Source organism: Paenibacillus sp. L3-i20, assembly GCF_022180385.2.
Classification (GTDB): domain Bacteria; phylum Bacillota; class Bacilli; order Paenibacillales; family Paenibacillaceae; genus Pristimantibacillus.
On the sequence record NZ_BQME02000001.1, the window covers coordinates 680,631 to 693,139 of the forward strand.

General features: G+C 38.1%; 10 protein-coding genes. 6 read left to right on the forward strand and 4 right to left on the reverse strand.

Going from position 1 to position 12,509, the window contains the following annotated elements:
• Positions 1–300: 300 nt before the first annotated feature.
• Positions 301–1,233 (forward strand): hypothetical protein, encoded by a 933-nt coding sequence (locus MFF31_RS03395; RefSeq protein ID WP_238186716.1) that lies wholly within the window; start codon positions 301–303, stop codon positions 1,231–1,233.
• A gap of 127 nt (positions 1,234–1,360) precedes the next feature.
• Positions 1,361–1,600 (forward strand): NHLP leader peptide family RiPP precursor, encoded by a 240-nt coding sequence (locus MFF31_RS03400; RefSeq protein ID WP_238186717.1) that lies wholly within the window; start codon positions 1,361–1,363, stop codon positions 1,598–1,600.
• 53 nt (positions 1,601–1,653) lie between these two features.
• On the opposite strand, the gene MFF31_RS03405 is transcribed toward MFF31_RS03400, so the two are convergent.
• Positions 1,654–3,576, reverse strand: a complete 1,923-nt coding sequence (locus MFF31_RS03405; RefSeq protein ID WP_238186718.1) for a sensor histidine kinase — start codon at positions 3,574–3,576, stop codon at positions 1,654–1,656.
• Between the two features lie 171 nt (positions 3,577–3,747).
• Entirely contained in the window at positions 3,748–3,918 is a 171-nt protein-coding gene (locus tag MFF31_RS03410; RefSeq protein ID WP_248565388.1) for a hypothetical protein, read from the reverse strand.
• Between the two features lie 231 nt (positions 3,919–4,149).
• On the opposite strand from MFF31_RS03410, the gene MFF31_RS03415 reads away from it, so the two are divergent.
• The 4 genes from MFF31_RS03415 to MFF31_RS03430 all read left to right on the forward strand — a co-directional run bounded on the left by MFF31_RS03415 (position 4,150) and on the right by MFF31_RS03430 (position 9,255).
• On the forward strand, positions 4,150–6,597 hold the full coding sequence (locus MFF31_RS03415) for a beta-propeller domain-containing protein (RefSeq protein WP_238186720.1): 2,448 nt from the start codon (positions 4,150–4,152) through the stop codon (positions 6,595–6,597).
• Between the two features lie 225 nt (positions 6,598–6,822).
• The gene (locus tag MFF31_RS03420; RefSeq protein WP_238186721.1) at positions 6,823–7,788 is read left to right on the forward strand and encodes an ATP-binding protein; all 966 of its coding nucleotides are present in this window, start codon (positions 6,823–6,825) and stop codon (positions 7,786–7,788) included.
• A 63-nt stretch (positions 7,789–7,851) separates the two neighbouring features.
• Positions 7,852–8,250, forward strand: a complete 399-nt coding sequence (locus tag MFF31_RS03425; RefSeq protein ID WP_238186722.1) for a hypothetical protein — start codon at positions 7,852–7,854, stop codon at positions 8,248–8,250.
• 39 nt (positions 8,251–8,289) lie between these two features.
• Positions 8,290–9,255 carry an acetylxylan esterase gene (locus MFF31_RS03430; RefSeq protein WP_238186723.1) on the forward strand — a complete coding sequence of 322 codons (966 nt, stop codon included), beginning with the start codon at positions 8,290–8,292 and terminating at the stop codon, positions 9,253–9,255.
• 125 nt (positions 9,256–9,380) lie between these two features.
• Here MFF31_RS03430 and MFF31_RS03435 read toward each other — a convergent pair whose 3' ends face one another.
• The gene (locus MFF31_RS03435; protein ID WP_238186724.1) at positions 9,381–10,892 is read right to left on the reverse strand and encodes an ABC transporter substrate-binding protein; all 1,512 of its coding nucleotides are present in this window, start codon (positions 10,890–10,892) and stop codon (positions 9,381–9,383) included.
• A 103-nt stretch (positions 10,893–10,995) separates the two neighbouring features.
• Positions 10,996–12,423: an ABC transporter substrate-binding protein gene (locus MFF31_RS03440; protein ID WP_238186725.1), complete on the reverse strand. Its 1,428-nt coding sequence runs from the start codon at positions 12,421–12,423 to the stop codon at positions 10,996–10,998.
• Positions 12,424–12,509 lie beyond the last annotated feature (86 nt).

Sequence of the window (12,509 nt, forward strand, 5' to 3'; positions counted from 1 at the left end):
CTTTAATGTAAAAGAACCATTTTTCATACCTTCTCAAGTACTGGATGATTCCCCTACTTTAGTCCAGTAATACATTGATTCAACAAATAGAAGTTGTGTATAAAAAATGAACAACAATCATCCCATCTTCATTCTACTGGATTTTTATAGTTTACTCAACCTATATGAGCAAAAGAATTGCTAAACTATCTACCTAAATTGTTAAGTTTTACAATGAAAAATCGGTTCTCATGCTATAGTCTAATTATAATCGAAGTTCAGTTTAATCTAATATATTCTCTCATTGGAGTGTTGTGCACGATGGAATGGTATACACGTTACAAGGATCAACTCGAGCTCGTATTTAATCATGCCAAGGAGCACATAGCTGGGTTTCCTCCTCCGCTTAACGAAATAGGACTTCAATATGCACAAGCTTTTAATCCTGTGATGCATAATAACGATACTGACTTTATATGTACTCTACTCCCCTATTGGATGAAAGAAGCAACCGACCTATCAGACACGCAGTGTGAAAAAATTGTGCTAGTCAATATATATGGCATGCTTTACTTTTTTATTCAAGATGATGTCATGGATGATAAGGATCATTCAAATCATAAGCAGCTGCTAGCATTAGGGAATCTCTTTTACTTACATATGTTTAATAACCTGATGGATCTTTTCCCTTCTAATAGCCCTTTCTGGAGCTACTATGAGCGCTACTTAACCACTTGGGCGGACAGTGTTGTGAATGAAGGTGATCGCAACTTTTTTATAAACGATCCCATCCGTACAGCAGGTAAAGCAGGACCTGTTAAAATTTCCAGTACTGGCGCTTTACTTCTTACTGGACAAACTGAGAGAATCAAAGCTTTAGAAACCGCTGTTGATTTAGTCTTGACGACGTTGCAAATGTTGGATGATTGGGCAGATTGGAAACAGGACATGGAGGATGGCAGCTATAATGGCTTGCTTGCAATGATCGCTTCTCGAATTAGTGAAGAAACAACTATCGAAATGTTGACCAAAGATAAAGTTGACATTCAAATCTACGTTCTCGGCTGTATGAAATCATTTGCCGAAATCGCTGAGCAGACCCATGTTCAATTAATTAATCTGCAAGTATCGATTAAACCATTAATTGAATACCATTTCTACATGGTAGATAGTTTGCAGAAAATAGCAGAACAAATTGATGACAATAAGCGAAAGCTGCTTGGTGGAGGATTAAATTATATGTTTTCAAAATAACACGTCATTAGAACTACTATCTTTAGACCTATATATTGTTGAATATAGTAAAATAGTAGTAGAAAATGTCGAATTTTAATGATAGACTATATTGGAAATCGTATACATATTCGGAAGGGTGACCATTATGTTAAATGAACAAGAACTTAAAAATCAAATAATTGAGAGAGCATGGGCAGACGACTACTTCAAGCATCAACTACTTACTGATCCAAAAGCAGCTATTAGAGATGCCTTTGGAGTCGACGTTCCGGATCATATTGAAATCGAGGTGCTTGAAGAAAACTCTGAAAAATATTATCTCGTCTTGCCCCAAAATCCATCTCAATTGCACAATACTATAATACAAGGCTCACGCTGGATTTAATAAATAACTAAAGAAACCGTTCTTCTAAGATAGATGAACGGTTTCTTGTTACTTTATGAATTATACACTGGAAGATCAATACATACTTCTGTACCCTGGCCAATAATGCTATTAATTGTAACTCTCCCTTGCATTGCTTCAATAATTCTAAAAGTTACCATTAACCCCAATCCTGTACCTTTAGTCTTCTTTGAATAGTATGGTTCACCTAAATGTTTCAGGTCCAGTTCGTCAATACCTTCTCCATTATCTTTAATTCTAATTGTTACCCCATTTTTCTCTACATTTTTGTGAACAGTAATCGTTACTACTCCATCTTCCCGAAAAGCTTCTATACTATTTTTGATAATATTAATTAGTGCTTGTTTAAATTTCGATGAATTCCCCTTTACTTCCAGCCCATCCTCGGTTTTCACACGAATACTTCCTCCTTGCATCGTTGCTAGCGGGGCTAATATAGCCTCGATTTGCAAAATCTCGGTTGAAATATCCAACTGCATCATTTCTTCCAAATCAGGTTTGGCAAAAGTTAAGAAATCTGTAATGATCTCAGATGCCCTATCCAACTCTTCAATAGCTAATAATGTGTAGCTTATAGATTTTTCTTCTTTCAAATTCTTTCCTAATATTTGCAGAAAACCTCTTGTAACTTGTAAAGGATTTCTTACCTCATGGGCGATGGATGCTGCAAGATGACTAATCATTTCAATTTTTTCTGAACGCTCAAGTTCATTGTTAAATATTTCTATTTGTTTTGAGTACTTTAACGCTTGTTCATAATTTCTCATAATTCGTCGAACTAACAAAATAATTAAAGAAGCTAAAAAAAGAATAACTCCAAACTTCCAAAAGTACATTCTATGCAACTTATCACTCATAAAATACCATATCACCTCAGTTAAACCCACAAATGCAAATATCCCAAGACCAAAAGCCATAATTAAAGCCTCTCTATTACCACGCCAACAATAATAAATTAAAGAAATAATGAGTAAAATATTTCCGATTACTATCATTGACCCTAAATAAATAATGCTAAACTTTGGATAAAAATAACCTACTGAATCAATCATCGTGCTTAACAACAATAACATTAAACTAATTGGGACTAGAAATAGTTGTATCTTATTAAGCTTAGATATTATACCGTAAGGTCCTTTACCGAATATTTTTTCGAAAAATATAAATAGCGATGGCAATAATATTGTTGAAGCTACATCAAACAGATAATAAAATAAGTTGCCATATTCAGAAAAGTATCTATCTGCAAGTGAGGAATCACTAAGTATCATTAATCCTATAGACAACATTACAAGAAATAATGAGGTCCATCCTGGTAGAAAGGAACGATTCAAAAAAAGTATACTAATAAGCATAAAAAATGATATGCAGATCAATGAAGAACCAATTACAACATCAAGTAATTCATTCTTTGTGTCCTTCTTAAAAAGTTCATAGTACTCGCCCACAATTACTTCATTATGTAGACCAATTCTCCCAAAGCTACTCTTCATTTTCATATAAATAGTCTTATTTGATTCGGAAAATGAAAAAGGTACTACTATTTGATTCCGATCATAAGCATAACTTCTATGTAATTCATATATTTTCGATTGCTCAACATACATCACAATATCATTTGAATATAACTTATCCAATACAATTGCAGGACGCATCTGAGTCATCTCAGGTAACTGGAGTTTAAGCCATGCGGAAGTTACTCCCTCTGGAACAATGGGATATTTCCCGTTTGCTTTTACTGTAAACCATCTCTTATCTTGGGATGAAGCGCTTACTTCTGTTATACTGAGTTCCTCATCCTTCGTCTCCCATAACATTTGCCATTCTGATATCGTTTCCGTTGACTTTGTATTCTTCGTGCTTTCCGCTTGCGCAGACTGCGTCCATAAAACTACTCCGGTAAAAAAGAGTACAATAAGGACTAAGCTAAATATATAGCTTCGCTTTCTACTCATTCCCAACACCTCTGACTAACTATTCGCGATTTAATTTACCTAAAATTCGACAATGTTCGTCAAATTTTACCTATTTCTATTTTCCGCTATGAATGAAAGAATAGCAACAAAAATCGCAAAAAAACCTTTGCAAAAAAAAGCAAAGGTTTATGAGAAACTATCTTTAATTGATTACACTAGTTTACGCTTGATCGGCACACGCCGTACCATCAAATAATTGAGCCAAACGATGCCAACAAGAAGGAGTATAGTTAACGTTGCTTGAAGGATGTTTCCTCCTCCATCATTAAGCCATGGTTGTATTAGTTTACCTCGCCCTGTTACTCCAATCACTACCTCCATTAGCACCGTCGGAGAACCCCAGCAGCCAGATTGAATGATACATTCTCTAGGTCAAGCCCATTTTTGAATATATATTTGCTCAAAAACGACGCTTTATTTCATTTCATCAAAATTGAAACAATTTCCATATCGTTTGCGTTTAAACAGTAATACCCAACAATTTAACTCATCGCTCTATAGTCAAGTTCGACTTTCGTCTTGTAAATAATGAGTAAAGGAGCGCAATTAACTATGAAGAAAAAAACGATCATAGCTGCAATTTTAACAATGACGCTTTGTTTATTGCCTGCTTTGAATGTAACCTTCGAGCGTTCAGTTAAAGCACAAGCAGAGATTGTTGTTCAAATTAAAGGCATCACATTACCTTTAAAAACGTTACCTATTATCGAGAATGGCACAACTTTAGTTCCCCTCAGAGAGATCACCGAAGCCTTGAAAGCCAAAGTTACTTATTCGGAGTCCGGAAAAGGAGTAAAAATCGTTAAGATCATTCGTAATGAGCGATGTGCAGAGCTGACGATAGGCTCCAAGTCAATGAAAGCTAATGGTAAATCAATAAATCTCACTATTGCTCCACGAACTGTAAATAGTGTGACGATGGTTCCCCTAAGAGCCATCACTGAAGCATTGGGAACAGTCGTTAGCTGGGATGGGACTAAACGAATCATTTCAATTAATGAACCGAAAGAGTTGCCTGCAATTGGCTCTGCCGACAAACTGGTAGAGTTGCTTGAAGATTTCAATGCTAATACTTATTATGAAAAAGGTTCTTTAACAGGGATAACCAATAGTACGACTTCAGTCGAAGATACCCCTTCCATGGAACCTTCCCCACCGGATGACTTCTCCAAAACAAATATTCAAGTAAATGGTGTTGATGAAGCAGATTGGGCCAAGACAGACGGACGGTATATTTATCAAATTAGTAACTCCCGCGTTTACATTACGGATATCACTAAACCTAATTCACCAAAGTTAAGCGCTATGCTGGAGTATACAGAGAAAGATGACTTTATGCCAGTGGAGCTATATGTTGACGATAACAAGTTAGTCGTCATTGGACAAAATAATACATTCTCTAACATAAGCGTTTATGATAGCAACACCAGTGCACCTGCTGTTCGAGAAGAAGCTGGCAGTGTCAGTATAGAAGCGGAGGATTCAAGCAAGAGCGTAAGTCAATTAGATTTGTCCAAAAATGCTTCAATTGGCATCCTTCCACCTGCTTATACGAAAAGTACCGTCAAAACTTACATCTACGAGCTTGGCAACATTGGATCTCCAAAGTTAACCCGTCAGCTTGAGCAGGAGGGCAGCTATCTCTCCTCACGGAAGATCGATAACTCCTTGTACATCGTCTCAAATAAATTCAACTATAACTATTCTATCTACGATAAATTAGCAAATCGCAATACTTTGAGTAGTTCAGCCAAGGAGAATAAGAAGCACGCAGCACAGCAGCTAAAACTCAATTTTGAGCCCGTTTATAGTGATTCAGCAATTACAAAAAAACAGCTTACTTTGCCACTCGATCAGATTCGATATTTCCCTGAACCGAGGGACAGCTCTTTGATGCTAGTAGGTTCCATCGATCTAAGTGAACCGAAACAACAACTTAATATCTCAGCATATCTTGGTGCGGGGGAAGCTATCTATGCTTCAAAAAGACATCTTTACGTCGCTTTGTCCAATTACAAAGCAATCGGAGATACCTATGAAGAAGAGACCAAGTTCCACAAATTCCGATTGGATCATGGTCAAGTCGTCTATATTGGTGAAGGAAGTGTCCCAGGTACGCTATTGAACCAATTTTCTATGGATGAACATGACGGCTACTTCCGGGTGGCACTTACGAAAGGCAATATGTGGACAACTGGCGCACAAGGTTCAACAAACAATCTATATGTACTCGATGAAAGTCTAGCTACAGTCGGCAAGCTCGAGGGATTAGCACCAGGTGAACGCATTTACTCTGCACGTTTTATGGGCAAACGTGCTTATATGGTCACTTTCCGTAATATAGATCCGCTATTTGCTATCGACCTAAATAAACCTACAGCTCCTAGTTTGCTTGGTCAGCTGAAAATACCTGGCTATAGTGATTATTTGCATCCATATGATGATAATCATCTCATTGGTTTTGGTAAAGATACTGCCGAAGTTCCGACAAAAGGATCAAATCAGGGAGAAGCAACTGCTTTTGCTCAAGGATTAAAAATGGCTCTTTTTGATGTCACTGATGTCAATCACCCAAAAGAGAAGTTCAAAGAAGTTATTGGAGATCGAGGAACTCATTCTGAACTGTTAGACAATCATAAAGCTTTACTTTTTTCCAAAGAAAAGGGGTTACTAGCCCTTCCAGTTCAGCTCCATGAAATTAAAAACAAAGAAAATGGAAATGAAGATAACCTTACTGCTTACGGGGAGTATACCTATCAAGGTGCTTACGTGTACAAAATTGATCTGGGCAGTGGGTTCAAGCTACGCGGACGTATTAGCCACTTAACAGAAGAAGATATGAAAAAAAGTGGTCAATACAGCTTTGATTACACGAAGTCGGTTAAAAGAATCTTGTACGCTGGAGATACATTATACACGCTTTCCGAGGCACTTCTGAAGGCAAATGATATAGAGAATTTAAATGAACGCGGATCATTAACTTATCCTGTTCTTCCTTAGCGTTAGAAAGAAAATTAGGGAGAAATTTATGAGATGTCGTTGCCAGCATCGACACAATAGAACATTCCATGCACAAGGCCCTATGCCTTGTGCATCTTTTTGGTAATCGACTGACTTCATCACTATTTTAATGTCAAATGGTTCTATTTTACGACAGTTTCCCACCAATCTCCCCTGTTATCTGGTATAATAAACTGTAAATTCCGAATATAAAGGATGATAGCAATGTCCGATTACAATGATCGCGATGAGCTCGCGGAACGTCGCCGGAACAAGCTTAAAGTACTTCAATTCGACAAGAACGGAAAAGATTTAATAGAAACTAACAAGCCTAAAGAAACGTTTCATGATGTCGGTGGTTTGGACGCTGTGAAGAGAAAGATTCGTATGAATTTTATTCTTCCATTGCAACAGCCTGAGCTTTTTGCCGCTTATGGCAAAGAAGCAGGAGGAAGCTTGTTACTTTATGGTCCTCCGGGATGCGGAAAGACATTTCTAGCAAGGGCAATTGCCGGAGAAATCAATGCAAACTTCCTCCATCTTGAACTCCAATCTATCCTTTCCATGTTCGTTGGTCAAAGCGAAAGCAACTTGCATGATCTCTTTGAGAAAGCAAGGGAAAACAAGCCATGTGTCATCTTTATTGACGAACTTGATGCGATGGGCGGAAGTCGCAACTCAATGCGCCAACACCATGACCGCATGTTAGTGAATCAGCTCCTACTTGAGCTGGACGGTCTTCAGTCCTTTAATGACGGAGTTTATGTCATAGGGGCAACAAACACTCCTTGGTATTTGGATTCTGCTCTCCGTCGTCCCGGACGATTCAATCATCTTATCTTCGTTCCGCCACCTGAGGAAGCGGAACGGGTAACCATATTAAATCTCAAACTAGCGGGTAAACCTATCGATACGCTGGATTTATCCAAAATTGCTAAGGACACCCGTCATTTCTCCGGTGCTGACTTAGAACAGATTGTCAAAGATGCTATTGAAGGTGCGCTCGAACGGACTCTCGAAACAGGAGAAATTCAGCCTATTACACAAGATGATATTAAAAAGTCTACCAAAGGTCGCAAAGCAACTACTTTAGAGTGGTTCGCCACCGCCAAAAATTACGCCACTTTTAGTGACATCAATAACGATTATCAGAATGTGCTTGAGTATATGAGGGCTAACGGGCTCAAATAATGTTTCTAATTCATTTACAAGAGTTAATGTTGATGATAGAAAGAGAAACATCAGAACTGCGTTATGCCAAAATCTATCAATTGGTTCGTACGCACGATTACTTTCTACGAAACGAGCAACTGGAAAGCGATGGACGAAGCTCTCGAAAATGAACAACGCAACGATTATGATGAGCAATTGCACATGTTGAAGAATGCCATTCTGCTCGACCCAACAAATAAGCAAATCCGTACTGAATATTTAGAAGCACTGCAAAAGAGCTATACGTTTTATCAAATTGTATTAGCCCCGACTACCATTCTCAAACGCTTAAAGCCGTGGCAAATATTGATTGGTTGGTTTGCTAATTTCCTTCTAGCCAAACCATTCCTAATTGTATTCGTCGTTTTGTATATACTTACCCATTGGGTCACTAAGCTGCTCGTACATCTAAAAGTATTCGGTTGGACTTTTAAACGGTAATCCGTACTTTTAATTATATAAATAAGGATGGTTTTCTCTATGCCGCAACCCTATGATTTACCGCTTGACCAATTACGAGAGTATAAGCCGCAATTAACGAAACAAGACGATTTTGATCAGTTTTGGAAATCGACTTTATCGAAGCTAGCAGAAGTACCATTAAGTTATGATCTTACTCAAATTCAGTATCCAGTAAAGGGTGTTAACGTATACCGTGTTTTGTATACTGGCTTTCAACATTCCCGAATTGAAGCATTGTTAGCACTTCCCGATCAACAATTACCTCTTCCAGGTATCGTATCTTATCATGGATATAACTGGTGTATGGATGGCGACATCCATGAAACGGTTAATTTAGCCCTAAAGGGATACGCAGTACTGAAGATGTTCTGCCGTGGGCAGTATGGCTTAAGTGTTGACAATGTTAGTTCTTCTAACGGACATGTAACGGGGTGGATGAGCAAAGGTATTCAAGACAAGGATGAATATTACTACCGTGCCGTATATATGGATGCTGTCCGAGCTATCGATGTTCTCGCGGCTATGCCTGAAGTAGATGCTAACCTTATTGCTGTAACCGGTGGAAGTCAAGGTGGAGCACTTGCACTTGCTGCAGCCGCATTTTCCGATACACCTAAGCTAGTAGTTGCAGATCATCCGTACCTCTCAAACTTCCAAAGAGCAATCGATATTTCGCCTAGTTTACCTTATAATGAACTGAACGAATATTTCCGCCGTTATTCAGGGAATCCGAATATTGAATTAAATGCTTTGAAGACATTAAGTTATTTTGACATTATGAACCTAGCACCACAAATTAGTTGCTATACTTGGATGACTATTGGTCTCGTTGATACAATCACACCACCATCCACAGTGTTTGCCTCGTATAACCACTTGCTTTGTGAAAAGGATATTGCTGTTTATCGTTATTTCGGACATGAACTAGTACCGGGCTCGATAACGACACGATTGCAACTATTTATGGACTATTTACAGCCATAATTAATAATGGAGGCTCATTTCCTACTTAGGAGATGAGCCTCCTTTTTCCTTTCAATCCAATAGTAAAAGGGTGCTCCGATTAGTCAAGGCTTGACCAATCGAAGCACCCTCTAAGTACTCATTTATTATTTAATTACTGTGCCTGATTCAGTAGTTGACTCTTCCGTTGCTTCTTCTGTAGCGGCTCCACCAGCTGCTGCTTCAGCTTCTTTTTTTTGTTTTTCTTCCATTTCCTTCTGTATTTCTTCATCAGTCATTGGTGCCTGTGCTAATAGCTCATCACCTTTTACTTGAAGCAATGCTAGACCTTCTTTTATTTCCTTTTTACCATCTTGAATTGATTTAAATTCTTCCTGCATTATTCCGTAAAACATTTGGTTGAATTGAGGCGGCAACTTTTCATAATCCGAGTAATTATTAACTTTAGATGGTTTAAGTTTATAGAAAGCTGCTAAGTTACGACCTTCTTCATCTTTAACATATTTCGTATGGATCGGGAATCCATTATAATTGGGTGTTTTAGCTTTGACACGAGAATAGTCTTCACTCGAAATATAAGAAATAAACTTCCAAGCAGCATCAACATTAGGAGAATCCTTTGCAATTCCGAAAATATTGCTGTAATACGCATTGCTGCTCTCGTCTGGCAACTGAGCGCTTACTGGTACAGTAACCATATCCCAGTCTTTAACGACAACTCCCTCTTTTTTAATATAATCAGCTGCTTGTTCTATTTGGTTAATATAATAACTGGAGTCAATCGTCATAGCTAATCGACCACTAATAAATGGATCTCGCATCAAATAATCTTCATAGCTGTCTCCGCCGCTCATACCATTATTGTTGGGATCTTGAACATAAAGTGCCTTTGACTTAATAGCATCTAGTGCGGTCTGCACGGAAGTTTCCCAACCTGGTGTATCTATTGTCATTTTTTTCGTCTTCCCATTAACATAGGTTAAACCTTCTGACCCTGCAACCATAGTACTTAACTCATTCAAATCTCCGCTATATCCAACCTTTAAACCATATACGCGTTCTTCCGGTTTCCCTTCGGTTGGGAAGCGCTTGGCTAATTGAATCACATCATTCCAGCTCATTTTATCAGTTGGAAACTCAATATTATGTTTAGTGAATAACTCCTTGTTGAAATACATGACTTGGCTGTTTACAGCCGTTGGCAAAGCATATACTTTGCCGCCACCAAGCTCCTTCATGTAATCAATCATACCGGGTACGATGCCTTCAGTATTGAATTTATCTTTCGTCATTTGAGCTTCTAAATCATGAAGGCGTCCTTCTTCAGCTGCCTTCTGATACTCATTAATGTCCATCATGATAAGATCAGGTTTTTCTTTTTCTATAAACTCTTTTTTTGCTTTCTCTGCATCAAAATCTGGATCCTCGCCATTATTTCTACCAATCTCCTGAGTAGAAACAACTTGTACCTCTATATTAGGGAAAAGTGCAGTGAATAACATACCATAATCTTGGAAAAATTGACCTTCGTCATAATACATAACCTTTAAAGTCGAGGTCTCAGGTACCTTTGCTTCCTTGCTCCCCCCAAAACTACAACCAGCAAGCAATGTCCCTAACAATACGATCGGTACCGCTTTTTTAAACAACTTTTTCATACAGACTCCCTCTCTTCTATTATTTTGCTTTAATCCTACCCAATATGTTCCATATCTAAATACGCTTTTTATTGCCAATATGTTGCATATATTTGAAATAAAATTACTTATTTTCCTCCTCCATTTTCTTTTGCAGCATTTCACTTATTTCCTTTTCAGTCATCGGCTCCTGAGCTAGCAGCTCATCACCTTTTGTTTGCAAATATGCAAGAGCTTCTTCAATTTCTTTAGTCCCTTTTTCGATAGCAGTAAACTCTTTTTCCATCATGTCATAATACATCGAATAAAATTGTGGCGGGAAATTTTCATTAGCCGTATATTTATCTCTTTTTGATGGTCTAAGCTTATAAAACGCAGCAAAATTGCGTCCTTCATCATCTTTAATATATTTTGTATGAATTGGGAAGCCTCCATTATTCATCTTGCTCTTAACCCTTGCATAATCTTCGCTGGAAACATAAGAAATGAATTTCCATGCTGCTTCCGCATTAGGTGAATCTTTAGCTATTCCAAAGATACTGCCATAATAAGCGCTGTCGCTCTCATCTGGAAGCTGTGCACTTACTGGAACTGTAACGACGTCCCAATCCTTAACAACAGCCCCTTCTTCTTTAATATAGTTAGATGCTTCTTCTATCTCACGAACAAAATAATTGCCTTCAACAACCATCGCTAAACGACCACTAATAAACGGGTTTTTCAGTATGTAGTCTTCATAACTGCCACTATTGTTGTCACTATTTGGATCATACGTAAACATCGCATTTGACTTGATCGCATCTAAAGCTGTCTGTACTGAATTTACCCAGCCCGGAGAATTAATAGTCATTTTATTCGTTTCTGCATTTACATCGTGCAATCCTTCTGAACCAGCAATCATCGTGCTTAGTTCGTTCAAATTCCCGCGGTAACCAGCTCTAAGTCCATACACACGGTCTTTAGGCTCTCCCTCAGTAGGGAATTGTTTAGCCAACTGGATCACGTCCGCCCAGTTCATTTGATCAGTTGGATATGCGATACCGTATTTATCAAATAAAGCTTTGTTATAGTATAAAGCCTGGCTGCTAATAGATGATGGCAATCCATATAATTGACCTCCACCTAGCTCCTTCATATAATCTAGCATACCAGGCACGATACCCTCGGTATTGAATTTATCCTTTGTTATATAGGATTGTAAATCATAGAGCTGACCTTCCTCAGACATCTTCTTGTACTCATCAATTTCAAGCAAGATAAGATCTGGCTTCTCTTTTTCCATAAATTCTTTTTTTACTTTCTCCTGGTCTACTTCTTCTCCTTCTTTACCTCTATAGAGGCCTTCTGTAGATACCACTTGAATGTCTACATTAGGATGCAATGCGCTGAACAACATACCGTATTCTTGGAAAAAGCTGCTTTCACTGTAATACATAACTTTAAATGTAGACTGTTCATTCTCTTTCGCTGCTTTGTCTCCCCCGAGGCTGCATCCAGTTAACAAGGATACTGCTAGCACTACAGGTGCAGCTTTCTTTAACCATTTTTTCATAAAATAATTCCCTCTCCTCACTAATTCTGTCTATAATAATCCAGTATGTACCATATGTCCATACGCTTTTAACTATAAAAAGTTGC

What these genes read in the sequence shown, in the direction of transcription:
- MFF31_RS03395 (WP_238186716.1), top strand. Translation starts at nt 301, where the DNA reads ATGGAATGGTATACACGTTACAAGGATCAACTCGAGCTCGTATTTAAT.
- MFF31_RS03400 (WP_238186717.1), top strand. Translation starts at nt 1,361, where the DNA reads ATGTTAAATGAACAAGAACTTAAAAATCAAATAATTGAGAGAGCATGG.
- MFF31_RS03405 (WP_238186718.1), bottom strand. Translation starts at nt 3,576, where the DNA reads ATGAGTAGAAAGCGAAGCTATATATTTAGCTTAGTCCTTATTGTACTC.
- MFF31_RS03410 (WP_248565388.1), bottom strand. Translation starts at nt 3,918, where the DNA reads ATGGAGGTAGTGATTGGAGTAACAGGGCGAGGTAAACTAATACAACCA.
- MFF31_RS03415 (WP_238186720.1), top strand. Translation starts at nt 4,150, where the DNA reads ATGAAGAAAAAAACGATCATAGCTGCAATTTTAACAATGACGCTTTGT.
- MFF31_RS03420 (WP_238186721.1), top strand. Translation starts at nt 6,823, where the DNA reads ATGTCCGATTACAATGATCGCGATGAGCTCGCGGAACGTCGCCGGAAC.
- MFF31_RS03425 (WP_238186722.1), top strand. Translation starts at nt 7,852, where the DNA reads ATGCCAAAATCTATCAATTGGTTCGTACGCACGATTACTTTCTACGAA.
- MFF31_RS03430 (WP_238186723.1), top strand. Translation starts at nt 8,290, where the DNA reads ATGCCGCAACCCTATGATTTACCGCTTGACCAATTACGAGAGTATAAG.
- MFF31_RS03435 (WP_238186724.1), bottom strand. Translation starts at nt 10,892, where the DNA reads ATGAAAAAGTTGTTTAAAAAAGCGGTACCGATCGTATTGTTAGGGACA.
- MFF31_RS03440 (WP_238186725.1), bottom strand. Translation starts at nt 12,423, where the DNA reads ATGAAAAAATGGTTAAAGAAAGCTGCACCTGTAGTGCTAGCAGTATCC.